Raw genomic sequence first — 23,508 nt, forward strand, 5'->3', positions numbered from 1 at the left:
CTTCCCCGGTCATCGAGGGCGAGCCCTTCATTGTCCGCCCCGCGGGCGGTGAGCCCACGTACTACGAGACCGGCTCCGACGGCATCGCTCTCGGTGCCGACGGTCGAGGACCTGGGTTCAAGCCGATGGCCGACGGCTTGGAGGGCTACGGCAAGGGGCGGCTGTTCCTGGTCCGTCTGCCGATCGACGCCGGGCCGGTCAGGCTCGTGCGAACGACCGTCAGCAGACGTCCGCGCCTGTGGGCAGCGCCTCGGTTTGAATTTCGGAAACCGATCGGTTTACCATGACCCGAAACCGAGCGGCTTCATCAGTCGCAGTCCCGGAGGGCGCTGAATCCGCACCTCCGGTTCCGCGGCGCGGCCGTGGGTGCCGAGATCGAACGTTCCGAGGGTCGCCGCTCCGCAATGAAGCTGTCCGGCCGTCTCCGGATGCGAGTGTGTTGACCGAGACCGGAGTGACAAATCATGAGTGGGATTCCTCCCTTCCGCGTACTGCGCGCCAAACCCCTGTGGATCGCCAACGGCGTGATCACGGGCGTCCTCGCGCTGCTGTTCACCGTGTTCTACGTCGGCGCCAACATCGATCCCGTCGACCACATGAAGAATCTGCCCGTCGGCCTGGTCAACGCCGACAAGGGGGCCGCTGTTGGTGGCAAGCAGGTCAACCTGGGGGCTCAGATCTCCAAGTCGATCGAGAAGTCCGACGCGAGCGCAGGCAAGATCGACTGGAAGGTGATGGGCGAGAAGGAGATGAAGGAGGAACTCGGCCAGGGCAAGCTGTACGGCGCGCTCGTCATCCCCGCCGACTTCACCTCCTCCACCGTCGCGCTGACCGGCGCCGCGACCGCCGGGACCCCGGCCCGCCCGACGCTGACGGTGCTGACCAACCAGTCCGCCGGCAGCGTGGGCTCCGGCCTGGCCCGTACGGCAACAACACAGGCGGCCGAGAACGCCTCGCTCCAGGTGGGCAAGGAACTCCACGCGCAGGGCGGGGCCCGACAGACGAAGTTGCCCGCCGCGGCACGCGTCCTGCTCGCCGACCCGGCCGCCGTCACGGTCAAGGACGGCCATCCGCTGGACTCGCACAGCGGCCTGGGCCTGACGGCGTTCTACTACGCGCTCGTCCTGGTGGTCTGCGGCATGCTCTCCGCCAACGTCATCAGCGGCCAGGTGGACCACGCCCTGGGATACACCCACAACGACATGGGCCCGCTGCGCCTGCACCGCCCCCTGATCCGGGCGACGCGGGTGCAGACCCTCGCCGTCGCCGCAACTCTCATGGCCGGTCTGTCCCTGCTGATGGGCACGCTGGTCATGGCGGGCGCGGTCGGCCTCATGGGCATGGACGCCTCCCATCTGCCGCTGCTGTGGCTGTACTCGGTGTGCGCCATCGCCGTCACCGGGATCGGTGCCCTCACTCTGCTCGCCGTGTTCGGCACGCCGGGCATGCTGGTGGTCACCCTGGTCTTCATCGGGATGGCGGTGCCGACGGCCAACGCCACCACGCCGCTTCAGGCGCTGCCCGGCTTCTACCGTTTCCTGGCGGAGTTCGAGCCGCTGCGGCAGATCACCGGCGGCATCCGCTCGATCCTCTACTACGACGCCCAGGCCGACGCCGGCCTGACCCGGGGCTGGCTGATGATGGCCGTCGGCCTCGTGGCGGCCGCCCTGTTCGGCTTCGGCGTGCTGGGCTGGTACGACCGCAAGGGGCTGCACCGCATCCCCGCCGAAGCGGAGCCCGAGGAGATGGCGGCCCCGGCGTAGCGGAACCGACGCAGCTCACCCTGGACGGGGCCATTTGCCTCAGCGCGCCACGGCTCGGCACGGCCTCTTCCCCGGGACCGTGCCGAGCCTCCGAGGGGTCTTCAGGTGTCCGCACGGCGCCTGACGCCTCCCTGCCACCCCTGGGAAACCGATCGGTTTCTATTTCGTCCGATTCGAGTTAACCTCGCGGTATGACCACCAAAGTGAAGCCAAGTCCCAGAGAGCGGCTGCTGGAGGCAGCGGCCACGCTCACCTACCGAGACGGCATCGGCATCGGCGTCGAGGCGCTGTGCAAGGCGGCTGGGGTATCCAAGCGCTCCATGTACCAGCTGTTCGAGAGCAAGGACGAACTGCTGGCCGCGAGCCTGGAGGAACGCGCCGCTGACTTCGTGGCCGCGCTCCTGCCGCCGGCGGACGACGGCCGTTCACCCCGCGAGCGGATCATGCACGTGTTCAAGCGGGTGGAGTCGCAGGCGAGTCTCCCCGAGTTCCGGGGCTGCCGGTATCTGGCGGTGCAGATCGAGCTCAAGAATCAGACTCACCCCGCGAGCCGGGTGGCCCATCGGATCAAGGCGAATCTGACCGGGTTTTTCCGTTCCGAGGCCGAGCAGGGCGGTGCGAGTGATCCCGACCTGCTGGCCCGCCAGCTCATCCTGGTCTTCGACGGCGCCAGCGCCCGCGCGGGAATCCAGGCCGACAACCTGACCGGGCTGATCGCACCCACGGTGACGACCCTGCTCGACACGGCGGGCGTGCGCTGACGCGCCCGGTCCTCGAGCAGGACCGGCCCGTCTGGTCATCGCCTTCTGCCGACTGGGTGCGAACACCCCGCCGACGGTGAGGCGGACGCCGGTCCCGCGCGGGGCGGCCACCGCCACGGCCGGACTCCACGTAAAGGTGCGCCGGCAGGGCACGAAACGTCCGCTGCCACCCGAGACGGACCAATCGCCATTCCGGATCATCCAGGAGTCATTGACCAGCGTGGTCCGCCACGCAAACACCCGCCACTGCCAGGTGAACGTCGACTACCGCACCGCCAAGGTGTGGCCATCGAGGTCGTCGACGACGGCACCGGCGCGCCGCCCGATGCTACGACCGACAGCACCGGCTACGGAATCACTGGCGGCGAGTTCAGCGCCGGGTCGCGCCCCGAGGGCGGCTTCCGGGTGACAGCCAGGCTGTCGGGATGACCGTCCGCATCGTCCTCGCCGACGACCAGCCCCTGTCCGGAACCGGCACGGAGGCAGTGCGGACAGTCCCGGAACTTCGGCCCGACGTTGTCGGGCTGGACATCCGGATGCCCGGCATGGACGGCAGGGAGGCCACCCGGGTGATCACCGCCAACGCGCCGGCGCCGGGCGTACTCATGCTCACCACCTTCGACGACGACAGCAACGTCCACGCCGCGCTCCGGGCGGGGGCTAGCGGATTCCTGGTCAAGGACATGGCGCTGGACGACGTCCTCAGCGCGACCCGCATCGTGGCCGGCGACGCCCTCATCGCGCCGAGCGTCACCCGCCGCCTGATCGATGGCCGAGCCGGCCCAGGACCTCATCGCAATCGTGTCCGGCCGGGCGGGCGGCTGGTCTTCCACGTCTTCGCCGCCCTCGCGGAGTTCACCCGCCTCGGACGACCGCCGGCCATGACGCCCGAGCAGGTAAGACATGCCGCGACCTGCTCACCCACCCGGAGAACACCGTGACCGCGATCGCGAAGCTGCTCGGGCGTCGCTCGTTCGCGCTGGGACGGCCATGTGGGTCGGTGATGGTCCTGTCGGCCAGCAGTCCCGTCGGATCAGCCCAGGAACCGTGCCGTTTGCCGGTCCGGCAAGTTTGTGTGCGCATCGGCGCGGGGCCGAGCACCATCGACAACGCGCCCTGCACGCCGGTGGGGGATGGGTGATCAGCGGGGCTACGCGGCACAGCATCACGAGCAACAGGAGGCATCCGGTGTCAGGTCACCACGAGCACGGCCGAAGCGGCGAGCCCGACGAGCAGGCGGCCGCCGCGATGTTCGAGCCGGCGGGTTGGGACGAGCGGTACGCGGGGCAGGAGCGGTTCTGGAGCGGCGAGCCCAATCCACAGCTCGTCGCCACTGCCGGCGACCTCACCCCTGGCACGGCGCTGGACGCCGGATGCGGTGAAGGAGGGGACGTCGTCTGGCTGGCCGGTCAGGGCTGGCGCGTGACCGGCGCCGACTTCTCGGCCGAGGGCCTGGCCCGCGCCTCCCGCCACGCCGTGCAGGCCGGCGTGGCCGACCGTGTCGACTGGTGGCAGGTGGACGCCCGGACCTTCGATGCCGGCGACCGCTCGTACGACCTGGTCACCAGCCACTATCTGCACGCCCCCGACGGCGGCATGGTCGAGGTGACCCGCCGGCTCGCCGCGGCCGTCGCCCCGGGCGGGTTGCTCCTGGTGGTCGGGCACGCGCCGTCCCACGAGTTCACGCAACTCTCCGAGAGCCACCGCAAGGCGATGTTCCTGGCCGCGGAACTCCTCCCCGGGCTGCCGGACGACTTCGAGCCCGTCGTCGTGGAGCAGCGCACCCGGACGCTCAAGCGGGACAGTGGGCCGGTCGAGGCCGAGGACTCGGTCCTGCTGGCCCGCCGAGGTATGTGGCAGGGCTGAGCTGTTCGCCGGTGCCGGAGTCCCGGGAAGGTCGCCGAGGACCCCGGCAGTTCGGCTCAGCGGACCCGGATGAAGACCACGTCGTAACCGCTGTTCGTGGAGCGGGACTTGACGTAGACGCCGTCGTTGCCCCCGTTGGGGTTGCTCGTGTTGCCCTCGACGGTGGTGAAGGACGACCCTGTGGGCGCCGTCCGCACGATGCCTATGTGCTCGTGGCCACCGGTGAAGTCGCTTCCGCCGTCCCAGTCGAAGGCCACGATGTCACCCGGCTGCGGGTTGGTGGTCACCGACAGGTGGTAGTTGCCGGCCCGGGCCTGCTTGACCCAGCCCGAGACGTAGGTGTTGCGGTAGGAGCTGGCTCCGGTCTGCTTGGCCACCCAGCTCACGAAGGTCGCGCACCAGGCGTAGTTGTTGGTGGACAGCGAAAGCCCCACAGCCGAGCCGTAGCTGTTCGCGCGGGCGCTGCCCTCGACCGTGCCCGCCTCGGCCGCCGCCACGTCGAGGATCTTGGCGTACCCGCCGCCGGGCGGGGGCGACGACGGCGGGGTGACCGCACCGTACAGGGCGGCCTTCGTGTTCGGCCCCACCTGGCCGTCGACCGAGAGACCCTTCTCGGCCTGGAAGTCCCTGACGGCACTGTCGGTGAGCGGACCGAAGTCGCCGTCGACGGCGAGATCGGCACCGTGGTGGTTGAGCAGGCTCTGCAACTCGGTGACACAGCCGCTGCGCTGGCCCTGCACGACCTCGTTCGGGCAGGAGGCGGAGTTCAGGTTGATCGGCGCGGGCGCGCCGTTGCCGCCGCCACCGCCGATGTTCGAGTACAGGGCGGCCTTGGTGTTCGGGCCGACCTGGCCGTCGACACCGAGGCCGCTCGCGGACTGGAACGCCTTCACGGCCGCCAGGGTCTGCGGGCCGAAGCTGCCGTCGACGGCGAGGCTCTGCCCCTTGCCGTTCAGCAGGGACTGGAGCGTGGCGACGCAACCGCCGCTCTGCCCCTCCACGATGTTCGCCGGGCAGGACGCCGACCTCAGGTCCAGGCCCGTCGAGGGTGACTCGTCGGTGTCGTACAGCGCTCGCTTGGTGTTCGTGCCGACTTGGCCGTCGACCGTGAGACCGTGGGCGGACTGGAAGCTGCGGACGGCGCTCGCGGTCCCGGCGCCGAAGTCGCCGTCCACGTCGAGCGTGTAGCCGTGATGGATGAGCAGCCGCTGGAGCTCGGTGACGCATCCGCCCTTGGCGCCCTGCACGATGTTCGCGGGGCAGGAGGAAGAGTTGAGGTTGACGGGGGCGGGCGCCGAGCCGCCGGTCGCGTACAGCTTGCTCTTGGTCGCGGGGCCCACCCGTCCGTCCACGGCGATGGCGGTGGCGGCCTGGTACTCACGGACCGCGTAGAGCGTGGCCGACCCGAACTGGCCGTCCACCACCAGACCGGCGCCGTGCGCGTTGAGCAGGTTCTGCAGCTCGGTGACACAGCCGCTGGCCTGGCCCTGCACGATCTCGTTGGGGCAGGACGTGGACGTCAGCCTGACGGGGGCCGGCGCCGCGGACGCCGGTCCGGCCCCGAGCACGATGCCGGCCGAGACCATCGCCGCGGTGGCGGCGAGTGTCCCTACGCGGATCCGCCAGCCTGGCCGGGTGCGGTGCGCGGCCCGATGCGGTGGGTTTTGGTCTTCGGCGCGAACGACGAATGCGGGTCTTCCCATGGCGGCGAGGTTCTCCTTCTCGAGACGAGCGTGGGGTGGGGGTGGGGGAGCGGGGACACACACCCGCGGCCCGTCCTTGCGGGGCAAGGACGGGCCGCGGCCGGTCACTCGGCGATCAGCCCGGACGGGCAGGTCGTTGCCGTCGGGCGGGTCGTACCGGTCAGGCGGCGAAGCGCTTGAACGCCGCCCGCGTGCCCGAACCGGCGATGCCGTCGATGGCGCCCGTGTAGCCGTAGGAGTCCTTCAGCAGACGCTGCAGCGCCTTGATGGTGTTGGGGCCCGGGTCCCCGTCGATGTCACCCGTGTAGCCCCAGTACGTGGCGAGGCAGCGCTGGAAGGCCTTCCAGCTGTTGGTGCCCAGCTGACCGTCGATGGCGCCGGTGTAGCCCCAGTAGTCGGCGAGGAAGTCCTGGACGTTCTTGGCCTCGGCCGTGGTCAGACCGAAGTTCTGCGTCGCGGCCACGGCGGCGGGCTGGGCGACCGCTGCCGTCCCCGCGGTGCTCGTGGTCCCCGCGAAGCTGGTGCCCGCGGTCGCCACGCTGCCGGCGGCGAGGCCGACAACGGCGATGACGCCGGCGATGGTCCTGGCCAGAGCGTTCGGTCGCATGTGTTCCTCTTTCGTTTGTGGGGTCGGCACCTGTCACGCCGAGCGGTCCAGGTGGCGAGACCAAGGTGCATGGAGCCCGGGCACGGGGGCCACGGTTGCGGCCCAGGTGGCGGTCTTATGGGACGACCACCCTGCTGACCTGCGACGACAGCAGCCCGTGGGACGTTGATGTGGGACACCTGTGACAGATGTGGCGTGCTCATGCAGAATGCGCAGGAGCGGAGGGGACCGCTTTCACGCACACGACCATGCTGATGACCGCTTTAGGGGAAACATGCCGCGCTCCAGGACGCTGCCCGCGGAACTCGACCCCAGCGCCCGGCAGTTGGCGATGCGCTTACGCCGGCTGAAGGAGCACAGCGAACTGACGATGCGACAGCTCGCGGTCAAGACCGGCTACAGCGCCAAGTCGTGGGAGCGCTACCTGGGAGGCACGTCGCTGCCACCGCGGGAGGCGGTGGAGGCACTGGCCCGGATCACCGGCACCGACCCCGTCCCCCTGCTCGCGCTGCACGAGATCGCCGTCGACTGCCGGGACGACCGCCGGGCAAGGCCCGCCGCAGGGCAGCAGGACGAGCAGCGCGAGCGGAAACAGGAGCAGCCGGCCGGTCCGACGACCCCGCATCCCGGGCCACCAGCCGCAGCGACCGCACACACGCCACCCCGTGCCACCGAACCGGCCCCCGGCCGCTTCCCGCACCTCGCTCTCACAGCAGGCATCGCCGCCCTGGCCGTAGCCCTCTCGGCGGCGCTGCTGCTCATGCTGCGCCTTGACGACGAAGTCGGCCGGGCGGCCGTCACCGCTTCGCCGCGCACCACCGAGGCCTCCCCACCGCCCTCCTACACATGCCGCGTCGCACGGGTCGACGGCCTCTGGTCGGCGGGCATCAACCAGGGACGCAACACCGAGATCGACTACGGCGCCACCGGTCCCGACGTCGCCGAGGCGCAGTGTCTGCTGCGCCGGGCAGGAATCTCGCCCGGCGGCATCGACGGCATGTTCGGCCCGCTGACGCTGCGGGCGGTCAAGACGTTCCAGGGTCGCGCGGGCCTGACCGTCGACGGCATGCTGGGGCCGCACTCATGGAAGGCGTTGCGCGGATGACTGCCGACGCACCCTCACCGCCCGGCGCCCGCCTGGCCGCCGTGCTCCAGCAGGTGCGGCAGCGCACCGGACTGAGCCTCGCGCAGCTCGCGCACGCGACCACCTACAGCAAGTCGTCCTGGGAGCGCTACCTCAACGGCAAGAGCCTGCCACCGCGCAGCGCGGTCAAGGAGCTGTGCCGTCTCGCCGACGAACCCGCCGACCATCCGCTGGCACTCCTGGACATCGCCCGCACGGACCGGGCGGGAGACGCCGGGCCGGCACGGGGGACAGCGGTTCGACAGCGCACGGCCATCGGAACGGACACACCGATGCCGGGTTTCGCCACTGTTCCACCACCCGACACCGCCACCGGAGAGACAGCTCCGAGCGGCACCGACCACCTGCGCACCGGCCCGACCGGCCACCGGCGCGCGAACATCGTCACCGCGCTGGTGTCGACCTGTGCCGTCGTTCTCGGGGCGCTCGTTCTCACCCACCTTCCCCCCACGCACCGCGAGGAGGCGGCACCGTCGCCCACGCCTGCCGCGGCCACCGGGGCGCTCTGCAGGCACACGGCCTGTGAGAACAAGGACCCGATCGCGACGCGATGCGCTGCTGAGCCGCTGACCCTGGCCGAGCACGAGACCGCCACCGGTGCCTTTGTCCAGATCCGCTACAGCCAGGAGTGCGGGACGATTTGGGCCCGGATGTGGGGCGCCGTCGTGAAGGACCGCGTCGAGATGCGGGTGGGAGGCCGGCACGGTTTCCTTCACAGCGCCCGGGTCACCACCCGCAAGGAGGCGGACGCCTACGTCCACACCCTCATGAGCGTGGTCGGCCCCGCAACGCCCGTGCAGGCCTGCTTCAGCCCTGCGGCCGGCGGCGAGCAGGAATGCTTCAAGGTCCTGGGCCGGGGAGGGCCACCGTCTGCGGACGTCCCGGGCCGAGCCGCGCGCGGGGCACGACGAACTCCCTTCGGTGGGTGAGGAGTTCAGCAACCGCTGGAGGTGGCCGGGGCGCCGATGCCGATCTGAAGGGTGGCGGGGGCCGCGCAGCAGCCGCCGGATTCGGCGTCCTGCGCGGCCTCGGGGTCGTCGAAGAGGCCCGCCCCGCCGCAGACTCCGGTCTCCGGGAGGGTCAGCTCGACGCGTTCGGCGGCCGCGTGGTCTCCGGCGATGGCGGCGGCGATGGAGCGGACCTGCTCGTAGCCGGTCATCGCGAGGAACGTGGGGGCGCGGCCGTAGGACTTCATGCCCACCAGGTAGACGTCCTTCTCCGGGTGGGAGAGCTCGTTCACGCCGTGCGGGTAGACCGTGCCGCACGAATGCTGGTTGGGGTCGATGAGCGGGGCCAGCGCGGTCGGGGCCTGGAGGCGCTCATCGAGGCCGAGGCGCACCTCGGAGAGGAAGGAGAGGTCAGGGCGGAAGCCGGTGAGGACGATGACCTCGTCGACCGGATCCAGGCGGCGACCGTCCTCGCCGACGAGCACCGGGCGGCCCTCGGCGTCGCGCTCGATGGCGTCGGTGCGGAAGCCGGTGACCGCGTCGGCGTGGCCGTCGTCGACGGCGGCTTTGGCGGCGAGGCCGAGGGTGCCGCGGGCGGGCAGCTGGTCGGCGGTGCCGCCGCCGAAGGTGGAGCCGGAGATGCCACGGCGCAGGATCCACACGGACTTGGTGTCGATGCCGTCGTCGGACGTGGCGAGGTCGGCGAGGTACGCGAGGGCGGTGAAGGCGGAGGCGCCGGAGCCGATGACCGCGGTGCGCTTGCCCGCGTACCGAGCGCGGACAGCCGGGTCCCTGAGGTCCGGCACGCGGTAGCTGATCCGGTCGGACGCGGCCTTCTCACCGAGGGCCGGAAGACCGCTGGCGCCCGCCGGGCCGGGGGTGGTCCAGGTGCCGGAGGCGTCGACCACCGCGCGGGCGAACAGCCGCTCCTCACGGCCGTCCGCGTGGGCGACGTGAACGACGAACGGCTGGGCATCGCGGTCGGCGTCCACGATCCGGTCCCGGCCCGCGCGGGAGACGCCGGTGACGGTGACGCCGAAGCGCACCTGCTCGCCGAGGGCGTCGGCGAGCGGCTGCAGGTACTTCTCGGCCCAGTCCCCGCCCGAGGGGTAGGTGGCAGCATCCGGCTTTACCCAGCCGGTGGGCGCCAGCAGCTTTTCGGCAGCCGGGTCGGTGACCTCGCCCCAGGTGGAGAACAGCCGCACGTGCGCCCACTCGCGCACCGCCGCTGCGGCGACCGGGCCGGCCTCCAGGACCAGCGGGGTGAGGCCGCGGTCGACCAGGTGGGCGGCGGCAGCGAGCCCGGTGGGACCGGCGCCGATCACGACGACGGGCAGCTCGGTGGTGGCAGGCGCGTTCACGGTCGGCTCCTCGGTGTTTCGACATCTGTCGATGGCTTGCGCGGCCAGCATCGCACCTGATTCGATAAGCGTCAACATAGACATTCATCGAATCTGTGAGCCACTGTTCTCGCCCCCGACACAGCTCGCCGCCCGGGAGATCACTCCCCGGCACCTTGCTCACCGGCGAGGCCGGCGATGCTGGGCCCAGCCCGGTTGGTTCGATGTGTGTCAACATAGACGTATGTCGAATGCCAAGGTGCTGCCGCTGACAGAGCCCGCCGACAGCCAGGCCGTGGCGCCGTGCTGCCCGCCGCTGACTGAACGACCGTTCAGCGCGGAGGAGGCCGAGGTGGCCGCGCGGATGTTCAAGGCGCTCGGCGACCCTGTGCGGCTGCGGCTGTTCTCCGCGGTCGCCTCCCACGCGGGCGGCGAGGCGTGCGTCTGCGACATCTCCGATGTCGGCGTCTCCCAGCCGACCGTCTCCCACCACCTGAAGAAGCTCAGGGAGGCCGGGCTGCTCACCTCCGAGCGGCGCGGGACCTGGGTCTACTACCGCGTCGAGCCGTCCGTGCTGGCCGCGATGGGACAGCTGCTGAGCAACGCGTCGGCTGTGGCCTGACTGAAGTACTGTGCCCCGTCGGTGTCGGGGCCAAGGTGCCAGTCGGTCGCGAGCCCCGACTCGCCGCCGCCGATCACCACCACCTGCGTCCGGTTGGTCACTCGACCGGTCGTCCGCGCATGAAGATGAGGGCCACCAGCGCCAGCCCGACCACACCACCCACTACTTGCATGCCGATGAAGCCCAGGAGCGAACCCGGCGCGATGCCCGCGAAGGTGTCGGTGAACGCGCGGCCGATGGACACCGCCGGGTTGGCGAACGACGTCGACGAGGTGAACCAGTAGGCCGCGCCGATGTACGAGGCGACGGCCACGGGTGCGAAGCGCAGCTGGTCGGTGCGGGCCAGGCCGAAGATCAGCAGGATCAGGCCGGCCGTGGCGACGACCTCGCCCAGTAGCAGGTGCCCCGCCGAGCGGTCGTGCGTGGACCACTCCACCAGCGGCCTGCCGAACATCGCGTCCGCCAGGATGGCGCCCGCGATCGCGCCGACGATCTGCGCGGGCACGTACACCGCGGCCTCCCGCAGGGTCACCCCGGCGCCTCCGCGTCGCGCCGTCCACCACTCGGCCAGGGTGACGACCGGGTTGAAGTGCGCGCCGGAGACCGGGCCGAGCAGAAGGATCAGGATGCCGAGGCCGAAGACGGTGGCCGTGGAGTTGGCCAGCAGTTGCAGGCCGACGTCCTTGGTCAGTTCGGTGGCCTGGATGCCGGAGCCGACCACGACCGCCACCAGCAGCGCCGTGCCGACGAGTTCGGCGGCGGCGCGGGCGACCAGTGGGTTACGCGGCGGGGTGGCGCCCGGCGCGGGCCGCGGCTCGGCGCCGGGAGCTGTGGCGGACTCCCCGGCTCTGTCGTGCTCGGCGACCTCGGTGGCGGTCAACAGGACTCCTCGGTGCAGTTCGCCGCAGGGGCGGGGATCAGGGGCAGGACCGCTTGATGTTGTTCTCGGCCGTGGCGCGCGCGGTCTCCGCGAGGTCGGCGAACCGACCGGCGAGCGCGGCGATGACGTCGGGCCTGAGCCGGTAGTAGGTGAACCGGCCGCAGGGCTCCGTCTCCACGACCCCGGCCTCGCGCAGCACCTTCAGATGGTTGGAGAGGTTGGTCTGTCTGGCCCCCGTCTCCTCGATCAGGTGCGTGCTGCAGAGCGTCTCCTTGGCGAGCAGGGTGACGATCCGGAGGCGGAGCGGGTCCGCCAGGACCCGCATCAGATCAGTGTCGACTGACGTCAGCATGCGCTGATACTGTCACATCAGTGGTGACTGACACCATCGGGTGCTGATGTGTGCGTGCCCTCCGCTGCCGCCTGACGGATGTCGCCTGACAGGCGCGAGATCAAGAGAGACCTCCTGATGTCCGACAAGCCGTCCGTGCTGTTCGTCTGTGTCCACAACGCCGGCCGTTCCCAGATGGCCGCCGCGTGGCTGACCCACCTGGCCGGGGACCGTGTCGAGGTCCGTTCCGCGGGCTCCAACCCGGGCGCAGGCGTCAACCCGGCCGCCGTCGAGGCCATGGCCGAGGTCGGCATCGACATCTCCGCCGAGGTCCCGAAGATGCTCACCGTGGACGCGGTGAAGAAGTCGGACGTCTGCATCACGATGGGCTGCGGTGACACCTGCCCGGTCTTTCCCGGCAAGCGGTACCTGGACTGGCAGCTGGAGGATCCGGCCGGCCAGGGCGTCGAGGCCGTCCGCCCGATCCGGGACGAGATCAAGGTGCTGGTCGAGGGCCTGATCAAGGAGATCGCGCCGCAGCCCCGGGCGTGAGCACCGCCACGGACACGTGAGCACCGCCACGGACACACGCAACGTCATCGTCATCGGCTCCGACCCCGCGGGCTGCACCGCCGCCCGCCCTGCACACGGCCCGCGCCTCGCTGAAGCCGCAGGTCTTCGAGGGCGCGGTGACGGCCGGTGGCGCGCAGGTGCAGACGACCAGGTGGAGAACTTCCCCGGCTTTCGCGGCGGCATCATGGGCCCGGGCCTGAGCGACAACATGCGGGCCCGGGCCGAGCGCTTGGGCGGCCGAGCTCGTCCCCGACGACATGTCGAGGCCGACCTCGTGGCGACCGGCTCACAGCACTGCAAGCTGGGCCTGCCCGGCGAGGACGTGCTCTCAAAGTCGAGACGTCATCGACCTGAGCGCCGCGCATGTCTGGGATACAGCACCTCAATCGTGCTGTGCGTGCAGCCAACGCTCCAGATAAGCCCGGAGCCCTTCGAGGTCTGCACCGTGCGCGACGTAGCCGAGATAGCCGTCAGGCCGTACGAGCCCCTGGACCGCGTCCGGCCACGGGCTCTCACCACCAAGCCGGTGCACGGTGATCAGATCCGCCCGTCCGCGCAGGACCGAGGCCAGGCGTTCGGCGGGCCACAGTGCGGGCGGTCCGGACAGCAGCAGGTGCCAGCCCGGCCCCGCGCTCCGCGTCTGTAGCCCGCGCGGCAGGTCGGGCAGCCGGTCGCCCGCTCGCGGCCCCTTCCTCGGTGGCCGGGAGCCCGCGGTGGAGGCGGGGCTTCGTCGGTAGTGGATGCCCAGTTCGGAGACCGTACGGAAGACCCGCCCGCGCGGTCCTGTCGCGCGCAGCGCCAACGGGGCCAGACGCGGGGCCAGTCGGGCGCGGGCGAAGCGGATGAGCGGGTGGCGGCTGGTGCCGATCGTGAAGGCGCGGTCGGTGAAGCGCAGCACACTGCGGCCGACCGGGGCGCGCTCGGTCTCGTATGTGTCCAGAAGCTCCGCCGGCGCCCTGCCCTGGCAGACGAGGGCGAGTTTCCAGCCCAGGTTGAGGGCGTCCTGGATGCCGGTGTTCATGCCCTGGGCGCCGGCCGGACTGTGGATGTGGGCCGCGTCGCCGGCGAGGAAGAAGGGGCCCGAACGGATGGGGGTGCCCCCGGTCGAGCGAAGTCGAGACTGGGGGAGGTCGGCCCCGCGGTTGTGGAGCCGGAAGTCGGTCATCCAGACCGGGTCCCGCAGGACCAGCCCGTCGGGGGCGTACACATCGGTGATCCTCTGCAGGAATCCGAGCTTCACCTCGGTGTCCGGGGCACCCGGCGGACGCATCGCGAGCATCCGCCAGGTCGCCGGCGAGCCGAGCGGGAAGAAGAACAGCATCCCGGGTCCGGTCATGTACGTGTGCACGGCCCCCGGGTCCAGGCCGTCGACCTCCAGGTCGGCGAGCAGGAACGTCTGCGGATAGGCGTGCCCCTCGAAGCCGATGCCCGCCTGGGTGCGGACGGTGCTGTGCGCCCCGTCGCAGCCCACGACGTACCGTGCGTCCACGGTCTCCTCACCGCCGTCGCCGCGCCCAAGCCGGCAGGTGACGGCCGGCCCCTCGCGCTTCAGCCGGCCAGCTCCGTGCCCCGCTCGACGTCCACGCCCTCCCTGGCGAGATGCTCAGCGAGGATGCTCTCCGTCTCCGCCTGTGAGAGGAACAGCAGGAAGGGATACGCCGTGTCGGTCAGCCCGATGTCGAACAACGGCAGCCGCACCACTCGTCGCGGCAGATGCATGCTCAGGTGCATCGCGGGGTTGCCGCGTGTGACCAGCTCATCCGTCACCCCGAACTCGGCGAGCGCTTCCAGGGTGCGCGGCTGGACACCCAGTGCGCGCGACTCGTGGACCCGGTCGAGAGACCGGTCGACGATCCGGAACGACGCGCCGTACGTACGCAGCTGTGCGGCGAGCGCGAGCCCGGTGGGCCCCGCACCGACCATCAGCACGTCCAGGGGCGCCGTCATGGATCCACGGTAGTGCTCGAACGGCTCGAAAAAACGGGCGGGCCTGCGGGCTCGTCCTCGCCGAGCGCCGCCGCCCGAGCCTCGTCTTCCGCCGTGGAGCGCGCAGATCACACGTCAGGGTCGACGGCCGGGCGGCATTCGGCCCGGACAGGAGGCGCCGTGCCCTGCGCGGTGGTCAGGGTTTGCGGGCGAGAGCGGCGGCGATGAGGTGTTCCCAGACCGTGAGTTGCCGCTCCCCGCTGTTGTTCCAGGGGGTTTCGGTCTGGTCGGGGCGCCACAGGGGTGCGGGGACGATTCCGGGGTCGAGGATTTCCAGGCCGTCGAGGAGGGCGGCGATCTCCGCGTCGGTGCGCCACCGGCCGCGGCCGAACGTCTGCTGGAGCACCTTCTCGGCTTCCCGTGTCTCCGAGTTGTTGCCGGAGCGGAAGTGGCTGATGAAGAAGTGGCTTCCGGAGGGCACATGGTCGCGCCAGTAGCGGACGATGGCGGCCGGGTCCTCGTCGTCGTTGACGTGGTGGAGGATCGCGCTGAAGATGACGGCGACGGGGCGAGTGAAGTCGATCAGGTCGAGGGTGTCGGGGTGGGTGCGGATGCCTTCGGGATTGCGGACGTCGACCGCGACGACCCGGGTCCGCTCGTCCTTCTCCAGCAGCGCCCGGCCGTGGACGAGGACTTGAGGGTCGATGTCGACGTAGACGACGCGGGCCTCGGGTGCGTGGCGTTGTGCGACCTGGTGGACGTTGTCGGCGGTCGGCAGGCCGCTGCCGAGATCGATGAACTGCCGGATCCCGGTGGTTTTCACGATCTCCCCGACCGCGCGCGTCAGGGCTGTGCGGTTGGCGAAGGCGATGGCCACCGAGCCGGGCAGGTCACGTTTGAACACGTCGCCGATTTCCCGGTCCACGGCGTAGTTGTCCTTGCCGCCCAGCAGGTAGTCGTACACGCGGGCGATGCTGGGCTTGGACGGGTCGATGGGGGAGCCTTCGTACGTCATGACGGCCATTTTCCCCGCAACGCCGCCCGGTGACCATGGTTTTGGGACGCCCGGCCCGTTCAGGACGCGAACCGCTGATGGAATGCGGGTGGGAGGATCCCTTCGGCTCGGTCAGGAGTTCCAGTTCACCTTGAAGACCCAGACGTGCTGTCCCGCTTTGCGGGCCGCCGCAGGGACGTCGATCACCAGCGCTCCCTTGCTGAGTGTCCAGGTCAGTGGGCGGTCGTGGCCCAGCATCGTCACCGTGTCACCAGGGCGGATCGGGACCGGCGCCTCGATGGTGAGCCGTGAGCCCGGCTGTGCCAGGGAGTGGATGTAGAAGGCCCGGTTCGGGCGGACGGTGAAGCGGATGTCGTCACCCAGTTCCGCCATCTTCGACCAGTACGTCGTGTCGTAGACGGCCTCGCCGTTCGTCCGCAGCCACCGACCCGTCTCACGCAGTCGCGTCTGCATGATCTCGGGGATGGTGCCGTCGGCGCGTGGGCCGATGTCGAGCAGGAAGTTGCCGTTCTTGGAGACGATGTCCACCAGGCTCTGCACGACCTGTTCCGTCGTCATGTAGGAAGCGTCGGGGGTGGCCTGGTTGTAGCCGTAGCTGAAGGGGTCCAGGCCGCGGCTGGACTCCCACTTGGCGATCACGGTGTTGTCGTACGTCGTGTACTCGGGCGTCGTGAAGTCGTGGAAGGAGATGCCCGAGCGGTTGTTGACGGTGACGTCGATGGGACGGGCCCTGTTCTTGGCGTGGTTGAAGTACTCGGCGAGCACGTGCACGCTGTCGTTGGCGCCGCCGATGTCGCACCAGATGAGCTCGGGGTCGTAACCGTGGATCAGCTCCAGCATCTGCGGGGCCTGATAGCCCTTCACGAAGTCCTTGCCCGCGGTGTATCCGGTGTAGGGGACGGGGTCGAGGGTGTACGGGTTGCGCGGGGCGTGGCCCATCCAGGGGTTGTCCGGGTTGAACCACTCGGGCATCGAGAAGTAGAGGCCGCGGTGGAGCTCGGGCGTGTAGCGCCGGGACGCCTCGAACAGCTCCTTGACCAGGTCCCGCTTCGGGCCCATCTTCACGGCGTTGCGGTCGGAGACCTTGGTGTCCCAGAGGGCGAATCCCTCGTGGTGCTTGGAGGTCAGCACGTGGTACTGGGCACCGGCGTCCCGGAACAGTTCGACCCAGGAGCGCGGGTCGAACCTCTCCGCCGTGAAGCGCGGGATGAAGTCGTCGTAGGCGAAGTCCTCGCCGTAGGTGTCCCGGTGGTGGGCGTACGTGGGGTTGTTCGGGTCCTGCATCTGGTCCCAGTACCACTCGGCGTACTGCGTGCCGACCGGCGCCCAGGCGGGCACCGAGTAGACGCCCCAGTGGATGAAGATGCCGAACTTGGCGCTGTGGAACCAGTACGGGGCCTGGTGACCGGAGAGTGAGGTCTCGGTCGGCTGGTAGTCGGCGACGCCGAGGGACAGTCGGCTGCGCTGGGTGGCGGCCGTGGCGCCGCGGCCGGTGACCGTCACCACGCCGTCCTGGGTGGTGCCGGGAGCCGTCCCCGTGCGGTTGCGGATACCGACGCGGACGCGAGCCTGCTCGCCGGGGTCGAGGCGGCGGACGGTGGCGGGCTCCACGGTCCGGGCGCCCGGCACCGTGACGTTCACCGACACGTCGTCGGCGGCCAGGACGGCGGCGGTGCCCGCGTTGACGACGGTGGCCTCGACACTCTGGGCGCCGGTGGATGTCAGGAGTGAGTTCGTGGAGTGGGCGTCGCGCAGGATCAGTGCGCGTCCCTGGGCGACCGGCTGGAGGGACAGCGCGAACACGTGCAGCGAGGTCTGGTTCGGCTCGGGTGCGTGGGTGACCGGCAGGGTGATGGCGATCGCCTCGCGCTGCGGATCGACCCACACCTCCGATGTGCCGATGCCGACGCTGTGTTCGTCCTTCGCGCCGTCCGGACCGTAGCGGTACGGCGCCGACAGTGAACCGCCCGCCGCGTACCAGTCCGCTCCGGTGAGACCGGCCGTCGTGGCCGAACCGTCCGCGTAGTGCACCGTTGCCTTGCCCGAGGCGTTGCCGTAACTCCCCGAGGTGAGGAAGTAGGCCGCCATGTAGCGGCCCTTGGGCAGGTCGATGCGCTGACCGAGCGCGACGACGTTGTTCTTGGCGCCTGAGGCAGAGGACGGGAAGACGAAGGGAACGCCGTCCACCTCCACCTGGCCGGCCGGGAGTTCCTCGCCCGGGAACGTGTAGCCGGATCCGTCGAAGTCGCCGCCTCGCGCTGAGGCGGTGTCGATGGCGTCGTTGTTGTAGAGGCTGTCGAGGGGGACAGGAACCGGAGCGGGCACGGGCGCCCATGTCCGGCTCTGCTCTGCGACCGCCTGAGCAGCGTGGGCGTCGGTCGTGGAGGCGAGGGAAAGCGCCGCTGAGGCAGCGACACCCGCCGTGACGCCGAGGACATGACGTCTTGGATACGTACTCATGGCGGCTCCCAATCATCGGATGTCTTGATGATTGGGGAGCCGTAAGGGAGTGTCAATGGGGAGTGCGCGGAAGAAAGTTGAAGTAGAGGTCGGATGGGTAGGTGGTTATGGAAGAGTCAGACAGTGGGAGACTCGAGGCGGCGGAGTTCATCGATCGACGCGTCCTGGTTCAGCGCGGTGGCGGGCCGCCACCCCAGCTCCGGCGCGATCAAGTGCCGTACGTCGTGCAGGATCTGCTCGTAGTCGCCCCGGTGGAATTCGTACGGCAGCTCAAGGCGCAGCTCCGACACGGCGGCGACCACGGGATCCGCGGCCAGTTGCTCCAGGATCTGTTCCGCGGTCCCGATCACGTCCGGGGCGAACAGGATCCGCTTCGGGCCCTGCGGCGCGAGGGTGCGCGCGTGCCGACTGGCCGCGTAGTCCCGGTAGCGTGCGCGCGTGGTCGGGTCCGCGCTGTCGAAGGGCACGATCACCCGGCCGAGCGCCACCCGTTTCGGGCGGTCCTCGGCGAGGGCGCGTCGGTACTCGGAGAGCAGGGCGAGTTGGGCGGTGGTGAAGTCGTCGGTGCTCTCGCCGCTGACGATGTTGCCGCTGAGCAGGTTCAGGCCGTGCTCGGCAGCCCACCGGATCGAGCGCAGACTGCCGCCGCCGTACCAGACCCGGTCCACCAGGCCGGGGTTGTGCGGCTGCAGGCGGGGCCGCTGGGTGTTGCCGGGCGACTGGATCACCGTGTCCGGGCCACCGAGGTAGTCGCCGCGCATGTTGTCGAGGACGCGGGCGATCCTGCCGTACGACAGATCGAAGCCACGCCAGTCCCCGTCGTACACCAGGTCGCCGAGGAGTTCGGCGTGCGGCATGCCGGTGCTGAAGCCGACCTGCAGCCGGCCGCGGGACAGCACGTCGGCCAGCGCAAGGTCCTCGGCGAGCCGGAACGGGCTCTCGTACCCGATCGGGATGACCGCGGCCCCCAGCTCGACCCGCTCGGTGCGCTGGCCCGCCGCCGCGAGGAAGACCGCTGCCGAGCCGACACCGTGCTCGAGATGACGTTGCCGGATCCAGGCGCCGTCGAAGCCCAGCCGTTCGCCGTACTCGAACAGCTGAAGCGTCTCCTCCAGGCCGGTGTACGGGTCGTCGTCGGCGAAGTTGCCCGGGGTGAGAAAGGCCAGCGAGTTGATCGCGGGGGTGCTCATGCGGTGTCCGCCCCTCTTGGTCGTGGTCGTCTCGGTGGCGCCAGGTGCTCAGGACCCGCCCCGCTCGCGGGGGATCCTCTCCCCGGCCTCGATCGCCACGGGCAGCCGGTTCTCGGCCGGCGGCAGCGGGCAGGTGGCCAGATCGGTGTAGGCGCACGGCAGGTTCGCCGCCCTGTTGAAGTCCAGGACGACCGTGCCGTCGGCGGCGGGCGGGTCGAGGGCGAGGGCCCGGTTGGCCGCGTAGGTGGTGACCCCGGAGGTCGCGTCGGTGAACAGCACCAGCAGACTGCCCGGAGCGTGTCCGGAGAACGCGGTCAGGGCCAACTCCCGTCCGTCCAGCTCGAATTCGATCCGCCCCGGCGCGTCGTACACGTGCTCAAGGCCCTCGACCGCGGCGCCCACGGTAGTGGGCCGCGGCTCGTCGAAGGCCGTGTACCGGCCGGTCACGGACCAGCGCGGGTGCGGGGCGTAGGCGGGGGTGCCGGTGAAGGCGGCGCGCAGGGGTGCCTCCGGGTGCCGGGGACGGACGATGTCGTGTCCGCCGCGCTTGGCCACCTCGATCACCGCGTCGCCCCAGGCCACGTTCACTCCGCCGCGCTCCGGCAGCACCCCGAAGCGGTGCTCGCCGCGCACGGGGGTGCCGTCGACGACCAGTTCCTCGCCGTCGTCGAGGACCACGACGACCCCGTCGGCGCCGGTCGACCAGGAGCCCGGAGCGTCGGGGAAGCGCTGCGGCTCGTCGACGAGCCAGTGCAGGCCGGTGATCGCGAGGAATCCGTGCGGGTCGGCCAGGCGTGCCTCCTGCCTGGTGTGCCACTCCTGCCAGTCGTGGGCGAAGGCGGACAGGTCTGCGGGGGTGTCCTGAACGGTCATGCGTGCTCCTTCTACGGATGCGGGCATGGAGATGAGGGGATGGTGTCGCTCACGAAAGGAGCGGCACGGTGTGAGAGCGCCGAGAGGGAACAGGCTCAGGAGTTGCCGCGGGTGTCAAAACCGGCGGTGAGCGGCTTCAGACGTACCAGCGGTGAGCGGCTTCAGGCGCACCAGCGGTGAACGTCTTCAGACGGTCGACGGGACCCAGTCAGCCATGACACAGGCAGCTGGTGATGCGCTGCAGGTCGATGTGACGTCGACGGGAGAAGCGGGGGAGAGTCGCCGTAGCCGGAATGGAGGAACTCGAGACGCTGCTGTACCGCACGCTCACTCCTCCTTGTCCGGCCCCTGCGACGGAGCCACGCGCTTGCCGGGTCGGCGACCCGGCCGGGCTTTCACCTGGAGCACCCCACCGCGTCGGAGGGTTGCCGGTCAGCAAGCCAGGGCTTGATGCTGACACTCAATGCCATGTGAAACGTTATCTACCTCCGTCGTAATCAGTCAACGGGGCCCGGGTGTCCTGGTCCGGGTAGCTGAGGACGGGTTGACGGGCCGTGAGGCGGGGGCGCAGCAGTGACAGGACGGCGGCCGCGGTGAGCAGAGCGGCACAGAGGAGAGTCGCGTGGGCGAATGCCGTACGGGGGCCGCCGGTTGATCCCGACGTGCCGTGCAGATAGCTCCCGGAGATGGCGCTCAGGGCGACGGCCGCGGCGATCCGCTGGGCCATCTGGAGAATGCCACCGGCGACTCCCGCGGCCTCGGCCGGGGCATGCTGAAGAACCAGGGCCTGGTTGGGGGAGACGGTCAGCCCGGCGGCGGCACCGGACAGGAGCTGAACGGCGGCGAGCAGCAGAGGGAGCGCGGTGCGCGGCGCGGCGAGGGCGACGGCCGCGCCGCCGGGTTCCGGACGACGACTTGTCCTGGACCGGGGACGGGGACCGGCTTCTGCGTGACCGCGAAGTCCTCGGGCCGTGGCAGCCCGTCGGGGATGTCGGCCAGCAGAATCTCACGGGTCGTGGAGGGCAGGACATCGGCCATGTCGGGGCTCCTGGACGGGTTGGAGGGTGAGCGCGGTCTGTGCAGCCGGACCGGTCCGGCTGGAGGCGCGCAGACGCTAACCCCTGACGTGCGCGTCAAAGGCAAGGCGGTTGCGGTCACCGGCACGAGAGCAACTTGTCTACGTGCAGGGCAAGTCGCCCGCCCCATACGGTGCTGACGCGAATGAGCGGCTGCCGCCCGTCGCGCGCCACGGGAGCAGACGGATCGGGGAGGTGCGACTCCTGCTGTCTGGCGCACAAGATGGCGCAGTGCCCTCGTGCCGACTGTGTCCGGCCACCGCCGGCCGGTGGATCAGCGGGGCTCGCGGACCACGGCGACGCCTCCCGGTGGGACGGTGACGGTTCCGGTGACCGGTGTGCCGGTGAGGAGTTCGACGCCTTCGGAAGGTGCTTCGGCGCCCTTTCCGGTGTGGTCGATGAGGAACAGGTAGTCGGCCTCCGCGCCGCGGCGCCGGACGACCTCGATCCCGGCGGGTGCGTCGTGCTCCGGTGTGACGCCGGCCTCCTGACGGATGCGGTCGAGCAGGGCGGCGAGCGTGTCCTGGTCGGGGTGGGTGCCCAGATACCAGGCGGTGCCGCTGCCGTGCCGGTGGCGGGTGATGGCGGGATGGCCGGCCAGTGGGCCGTCGGCATGGGAGGCGACGGCCTGTGCGCCGGTAAGTCGGATGCGTTCCGACCACAGGTCGGCCGTGGCGCCCGACACCACGTCGCCGGTCAGGCCGGTCTTCTCTCCGGGCAACAGGGGGAAGAGCTCGTCGGTGACCACGCCGAGGACGTCGCGGAACGCGCCGGGGTAACCACCGAGGTACACATGGGCGTTCTCGTCGACCATGCCGCTGTGGAAGCCGACGGCCAGCGTGCCCCCGCGCTCGGTGAATCCGGCGAGATTCGCCGCGGCTGCCTCCGCGACCAGGTACAGCGAGGGTGCCAGGACGAGTTTGTAGCGGTCGAGTTCGCGGTCGTCGGGGCGTACGAAGTCGACGGCGACCCCTGCCCGCCACAGGGGGGTGTACCAGTCCCGTACCAGGTCCTGGTAGCGCAGTTCGCTGCTGGGCTGGGAGGGCAGTTCCACTGCCCAGCGGGCGTCCCAGTCCCACACGATCGCCACCTGTGCCGTGCTGGTGGAGTCCCGTACCTCGGCCAACGCCCCCAGGTCTGCGCCCAGTTGGACGACGTCGCGCCAGATCTGGCTGTCGGTTCCGGCGTGCGGCAGCATCGCCGAGTGCCACTGCTCGGCGCCCGCCTTCGCCGCCCGCCACTGGAAGAACGCGATGCCGTCGGCACCGTGGGCCACGTGCGCGAGCGCGTTGCGGCGCATCTCTCCGGGCCGCTTGGCGCGGTTGACGGGCTGCCAGTTGACGGCGCCGGTCGAGTGCTCCATGAGGAACCACGGCCCGCCCGCGAGCGAACGCATCAGGTCGCCGTGAAGCGCGATGTCGACCTCGGCCTCCGGGTCGTCGGACAACAGGTAGTGGTCGTTGGAGAGGATGTCCAGCTCCGGTGCCCAGCGCCAGTAGTCGAGGGCGTCGATGGTGCGCAGGACCAGGAAGTTGGTGGTCGCGGGGATATCCGGAGCGGCCCGGCGCAGTACGTCGCGCTCGGCGGTGCACAGGGAGAGCAGTTCATCCGAGCAGAAGCGGCGCCAGTCGAGCTGCTGGGTGGGGTTCGGGGGAGCCGCAGTGGTGCGGGGCGGCAGGATCTGATCCCACGAGGAGTACCACTGGCTCCAGAACGTGGTGCCCCAGGCGTGGTTGAGGGCGTCCAGGTCGTCGCCGTAGCGGGCACGCAGCCAGCTGCGGAAGGCGGCGGCGCTGGTCTCGCAGTAGCAGGCGTCGTTATGGCAGCCGTACTCGTTGTGCACGTGCCACATGGCGACGGCCGGGTGGTCGGCGTAGCGCTCGGCAAGCGCCCCGGCGATACGCAGCGCCGCCCGACGGTAGGCGGGACTGCTCGGGCAGAACGTCTGGCGACTGCCGTACGACAGCGTGCGGCCATCCCGGTCGACCGGCAGCGCTTCCGGGTGCTGGCGGAAGAACCAGGCCGGCGGGGCCGCCGTCGGTGTCGCCAGGTCGGCGGCGATGCCGTTCTCCTGGAGCAGGTCGAGGATCTTGTCCATGCGGGCGAAGTCGTAGACGCCCTCGGCCGGTTCGAGCAGCGCCCAGGAGAAGATGCCGACGCTGACCATGGTCACCCCGGCCTCGCGCATCAGGCGCATGTCCTCGGCCCAGACCTCCTCGGGCCACTGCTCGGGGTTGTAGTCACCGCCGTAGGCGATACCAGGGATGCGAAGACGGCGTGCGGTACTCACTGGTGGTGCTCCGGGAGTGGTGTAGGGAACGGGCAAGTGGAGGTGTGTCAGCCCTTGTTGGCGCCGAGGGTCAGTCCGCTGACGAACTGGCGCTGGAGCACGAAGTACACGATCAGGGTGGGGATCGCGGTGAGCAGGGCG

24 protein-coding genes, 2 pseudogenes and 1 riboswitch are annotated in these 23,508 nt (G+C 70.4%); of the genes and pseudogenes, 10 read left to right on the forward strand and 16 right to left on the reverse strand.

The features are described 5' to 3' along the window. The first annotated feature begins 464 nt into the window (after positions 1 to 464). The 5 genes from ACIBJB_RS41135 to ACIBJB_RS41155 all read left to right on the forward strand — a co-directional run bounded on the left by ACIBJB_RS41135 (position 465) and on the right by ACIBJB_RS41155 (position 4,390). Positions 465 to 1,763: an SNG1 family protein gene (locus tag ACIBJB_RS41135; protein ID WP_398938960.1), complete on the forward strand. Its 1,299-nt coding sequence runs from the start codon at positions 465 to 467 to the stop codon at positions 1,761 to 1,763. A gap of 191 nt (positions 1,764 to 1,954) precedes the next feature. Further along, positions 1,955 to 2,524: a TetR/AcrR family transcriptional regulator gene (locus ACIBJB_RS41140; RefSeq protein ID WP_398938963.1), complete on the forward strand. Its 570-nt coding sequence runs from the start codon at positions 1,955 to 1,957 to the stop codon at positions 2,522 to 2,524. 282 nt (positions 2,525 to 2,806) lie between these two features. Beyond that, complete coding sequence (locus ACIBJB_RS41145; RefSeq protein WP_398938965.1) at positions 2,807 to 2,953, forward strand: hypothetical protein; 147 nt, start codon at positions 2,807 to 2,809, stop codon at positions 2,951 to 2,953. Continuing rightward, positions 2,950 to 3,465, forward strand: a complete 516-nt coding sequence (locus ACIBJB_RS41150) for a response regulator transcription factor (protein ID WP_398938967.1) — start codon at positions 2,950 to 2,952, stop codon at positions 3,463 to 3,465. The genes ACIBJB_RS41145 and ACIBJB_RS41150 overlap by 4 nt, the downstream gene beginning before the upstream one ends. A 247-nt stretch (positions 3,466 to 3,712) precedes the next feature. Continuing rightward, the gene (locus ACIBJB_RS41155; protein WP_398938969.1) at positions 3,713 to 4,390 is read left to right on the forward strand and encodes a class I SAM-dependent methyltransferase; all 678 of its coding nucleotides are present in this window, start codon (positions 3,713 to 3,715) and stop codon (positions 4,388 to 4,390) included. Between the two features lie 56 nt (positions 4,391 to 4,446). On the opposite strand, the gene ACIBJB_RS41160 is transcribed toward ACIBJB_RS41155, so the two are convergent. Next, positions 4,447 to 6,093 carry a peptidoglycan-binding protein gene (locus ACIBJB_RS41160; protein ID WP_398938971.1) on the reverse strand — a complete coding sequence of 549 codons (1,647 nt, stop codon included), beginning with the start codon at positions 6,091 to 6,093 and terminating at the stop codon, positions 4,447 to 4,449. A gap of 160 nt (positions 6,094 to 6,253) precedes the next feature. Next, positions 6,254 to 6,700 carry a peptidoglycan-binding protein gene (locus ACIBJB_RS41165; RefSeq protein ID WP_398938973.1) on the reverse strand — a complete coding sequence of 149 codons (447 nt, stop codon included), beginning with the start codon at positions 6,698 to 6,700 and terminating at the stop codon, positions 6,254 to 6,256. Between the two features lie 274 nt (positions 6,701 to 6,974). On the opposite strand from ACIBJB_RS41165, the gene ACIBJB_RS41170 reads away from it, so the two are divergent. Then, complete coding sequence (locus tag ACIBJB_RS41170) at positions 6,975 to 7,805, forward strand: peptidoglycan-binding protein (protein WP_398938975.1); 831 nt, start codon at positions 6,975 to 6,977, stop codon at positions 7,803 to 7,805. Further along, positions 7,802 to 8,773, forward strand: coding sequence for a helix-turn-helix domain-containing protein (locus ACIBJB_RS41175; protein WP_398938977.1), 972 nt, complete (start codon positions 7,802 to 7,804; stop codon positions 8,771 to 8,773). Before ACIBJB_RS41170 ends, ACIBJB_RS41175 begins: the two co-directional genes overlap by 4 nt. Positions 8,774 to 8,778: 5 nt before the next feature. On the opposite strand, the gene ACIBJB_RS41180 is transcribed toward ACIBJB_RS41175, so the two are convergent. Continuing rightward, positions 8,779 to 10,152, reverse strand: coding sequence for an NAD(P)-binding domain-containing protein (locus tag ACIBJB_RS41180; protein ID WP_398938979.1), 1,374 nt, complete (start codon positions 10,150 to 10,152; stop codon positions 8,779 to 8,781). Between the two features lie 223 nt (positions 10,153 to 10,375). On the opposite strand from ACIBJB_RS41180, the gene ACIBJB_RS41185 reads away from it, so the two are divergent. After that, positions 10,376 to 10,753 carry an ArsR/SmtB family transcription factor gene (locus tag ACIBJB_RS41185; RefSeq protein ID WP_398938981.1) on the forward strand — a complete coding sequence of 126 codons (378 nt, stop codon included), beginning with the start codon at positions 10,376 to 10,378 and terminating at the stop codon, positions 10,751 to 10,753. Positions 10,754 to 10,850: 97 nt separating this feature from the next. Here ACIBJB_RS41185 and ACIBJB_RS41190 read toward each other — a convergent pair whose 3' ends face one another. Then, the gene (locus tag ACIBJB_RS41190) at positions 10,851 to 11,633 is read right to left on the reverse strand and encodes an aquaporin (RefSeq protein WP_398938983.1); all 783 of its coding nucleotides are present in this window, start codon (positions 11,631 to 11,633) and stop codon (positions 10,851 to 10,853) included. A 37-nt stretch (positions 11,634 to 11,670) separates the two neighbouring features. Further along, complete coding sequence (locus ACIBJB_RS41195; protein ID WP_398938985.1) at positions 11,671 to 11,985, reverse strand: ArsR/SmtB family transcription factor; 315 nt, start codon at positions 11,983 to 11,985, stop codon at positions 11,671 to 11,673. Between the two features lie 117 nt (positions 11,986 to 12,102). Between ACIBJB_RS41195 and ACIBJB_RS41200 the strand changes: the two genes are divergently transcribed. Then, complete coding sequence (locus ACIBJB_RS41200; protein WP_398938987.1) at positions 12,103 to 12,516, forward strand: arsenate reductase ArsC; 414 nt, start codon at positions 12,103 to 12,105, stop codon at positions 12,514 to 12,516. 16 nt (positions 12,517 to 12,532) lie between these two features. Continuing rightward, positions 12,533 to 12,868: pseudogene (locus tag ACIBJB_RS41205) on the forward strand (thioredoxin-disulfide reductase); the annotation flags it as partial. Positions 12,869 to 12,919: 51 nt separating this feature from the next. Here ACIBJB_RS41205 and ACIBJB_RS41210 read toward each other — a convergent pair. From ACIBJB_RS41210 to ACIBJB_RS41260, 11 genes and pseudogenes are all read right to left on the reverse strand, one after another. After that, positions 12,920 to 14,026, reverse strand: coding sequence for an FAD-dependent monooxygenase (locus ACIBJB_RS41210; RefSeq protein ID WP_398938989.1), 1,107 nt, complete (start codon positions 14,024 to 14,026; stop codon positions 12,920 to 12,922). Positions 14,027 to 14,085: 59 nt separating this feature from the next. Continuing rightward, the gene (locus tag ACIBJB_RS41215) at positions 14,086 to 14,484 is read right to left on the reverse strand and encodes an FAD-dependent monooxygenase (RefSeq protein WP_398938991.1); all 399 of its coding nucleotides are present in this window, start codon (positions 14,482 to 14,484) and stop codon (positions 14,086 to 14,088) included. Between the two features lie 175 nt (positions 14,485 to 14,659). Beyond that, positions 14,660 to 15,478, reverse strand: a complete 819-nt coding sequence (locus tag ACIBJB_RS41220) for an SAM-dependent methyltransferase (RefSeq protein ID WP_398938993.1) — start codon at positions 15,476 to 15,478, stop codon at positions 14,660 to 14,662. A 111-nt stretch (positions 15,479 to 15,589) separates the two neighbouring features. Beyond that, on the reverse strand, positions 15,590 to 17,938 hold the full coding sequence (locus ACIBJB_RS41225) for an alpha-L-fucosidase (RefSeq protein ID WP_398938996.1): 2,349 nt from the start codon (positions 17,936 to 17,938) through the stop codon (positions 15,590 to 15,592). A 116-nt stretch (positions 17,939 to 18,054) separates the two neighbouring features. Continuing rightward, the gene (locus tag ACIBJB_RS41230; protein WP_398938998.1) at positions 18,055 to 19,128 is read right to left on the reverse strand and encodes an LLM class flavin-dependent oxidoreductase; all 1,074 of its coding nucleotides are present in this window, start codon (positions 19,126 to 19,128) and stop codon (positions 18,055 to 18,057) included. Positions 19,129 to 19,176: 48 nt separating this feature from the next. Then, the gene (locus tag ACIBJB_RS41235) at positions 19,177 to 20,001 is read right to left on the reverse strand and encodes a DUF1684 domain-containing protein (RefSeq protein ID WP_398939000.1); all 825 of its coding nucleotides are present in this window, start codon (positions 19,999 to 20,001) and stop codon (positions 19,177 to 19,179) included. Positions 20,002 to 20,209: 208 nt separating this feature from the next. After that, the gene (locus tag ACIBJB_RS41240) at positions 20,210 to 20,332 is read right to left on the reverse strand and encodes a putative leader peptide (protein ID WP_398939001.1); all 123 of its coding nucleotides are present in this window, start codon (positions 20,330 to 20,332) and stop codon (positions 20,210 to 20,212) included. A gap of 27 nt (positions 20,333 to 20,359) precedes the next feature. Beyond that, a riboswitch (SAM riboswitch) is annotated at positions 20,360 to 20,469 on the reverse strand. A 10-nt stretch (positions 20,470 to 20,479) separates the two neighbouring features. Further along, a complete protein-coding gene (locus ACIBJB_RS41245) occupies positions 20,480 to 20,728 on the reverse strand; it encodes a hypothetical protein (RefSeq protein WP_398939002.1) in 249 nt (82 codons plus the stop codon). A 77-nt stretch (positions 20,729 to 20,805) separates the two neighbouring features. Beyond that, the gene (locus ACIBJB_RS41250; RefSeq protein WP_398939003.1) at positions 20,806 to 21,039 is read right to left on the reverse strand and encodes a hypothetical protein; all 234 of its coding nucleotides are present in this window, start codon (positions 21,037 to 21,039) and stop codon (positions 20,806 to 20,808) included. A 312-nt stretch (positions 21,040 to 21,351) separates the two neighbouring features. Further along, complete coding sequence (locus tag ACIBJB_RS41255) at positions 21,352 to 23,367, reverse strand: beta-galactosidase (protein ID WP_398939004.1); 2,016 nt, start codon at positions 23,365 to 23,367, stop codon at positions 21,352 to 21,354. 47 nt (positions 23,368 to 23,414) lie between these two features. Further along, positions 23,415 to 23,508: pseudogene (locus tag ACIBJB_RS41260) on the reverse strand (carbohydrate ABC transporter permease); the annotation flags it as partial.

Source organism: Streptomyces sp. NPDC050759, from assembly GCF_044456945.1.
In the GTDB taxonomy this organism is placed as follows: Bacteria; Actinomycetota; Actinomycetes; order Streptomycetales; family Streptomycetaceae; genus Streptomyces.

Coding starts and splice junctions, on each gene's coding strand:
- ACIBJB_RS41135 (WP_398938960.1), top strand. CDS start 465: ATGAGTGGGATTCCTCCCTTCCGCGTACTGCGCGCCAAACCCCTGTGG.
- ACIBJB_RS41140 (WP_398938963.1), top strand. CDS start 1,955: ATGACCACCAAAGTGAAGCCAAGTCCCAGAGAGCGGCTGCTGGAGGCA.
- ACIBJB_RS41150 (WP_398938967.1), top strand. CDS start 2,950: ATGACCGTCCGCATCGTCCTCGCCGACGACCAGCCCCTGTCCGGAACC.
- ACIBJB_RS41160 (WP_398938971.1), bottom strand. CDS start 6,093: ATGGGAAGACCCGCATTCGTCGTTCGCGCCGAAGACCAAAACCCACCG.
- ACIBJB_RS41165 (WP_398938973.1), bottom strand. CDS start 6,700: ATGCGACCGAACGCTCTGGCCAGGACCATCGCCGGCGTCATCGCCGTT.
- ACIBJB_RS41170 (WP_398938975.1), top strand. CDS start 6,975: ATGCCGCGCTCCAGGACGCTGCCCGCGGAACTCGACCCCAGCGCCCGG.
- ACIBJB_RS41175 (WP_398938977.1), top strand. CDS start 7,802: ATGACTGCCGACGCACCCTCACCGCCCGGCGCCCGCCTGGCCGCCGTG.
- ACIBJB_RS41185 (WP_398938981.1), top strand. CDS start 10,376: ATGTCGAATGCCAAGGTGCTGCCGCTGACAGAGCCCGCCGACAGCCAG.
- ACIBJB_RS41195 (WP_398938985.1), bottom strand. CDS start 11,985: ATGCTGACGTCAGTCGACACTGATCTGATGCGGGTCCTGGCGGACCCG.
- ACIBJB_RS41200 (WP_398938987.1), top strand. CDS start 12,103: ATGTCCGACAAGCCGTCCGTGCTGTTCGTCTGTGTCCACAACGCCGGC.
- ACIBJB_RS41215 (WP_398938991.1), bottom strand. CDS start 14,484: ATGACGGCGCCCCTGGACGTGCTGATGGTCGGTGCGGGGCCCACCGGG.
- ACIBJB_RS41220 (WP_398938993.1), bottom strand. CDS start 15,478: ATGACGTACGAAGGCTCCCCCATCGACCCGTCCAAGCCCAGCATCGCC.
- ACIBJB_RS41225 (WP_398938996.1), bottom strand. CDS start 17,938: ATGAGTACGTATCCAAGACGTCATGTCCTCGGCGTCACGGCGGGTGTC.
- ACIBJB_RS41230 (WP_398938998.1), bottom strand. CDS start 19,128: ATGAGCACCCCCGCGATCAACTCGCTGGCCTTTCTCACCCCGGGCAAC.
- ACIBJB_RS41235 (WP_398939000.1), bottom strand. CDS start 20,001: ATGACCGTTCAGGACACCCCCGCAGACCTGTCCGCCTTCGCCCACGAC.
- ACIBJB_RS41245 (WP_398939002.1), bottom strand. CDS start 20,728: ATGGCCCAGCGGATCGCCGCGGCCGTCGCCCTGAGCGCCATCTCCGGG.
- ACIBJB_RS41250 (WP_398939003.1), bottom strand. CDS start 21,039: ATGGCCGATGTCCTGCCCTCCACGACCCGTGAGATTCTGCTGGCCGAC.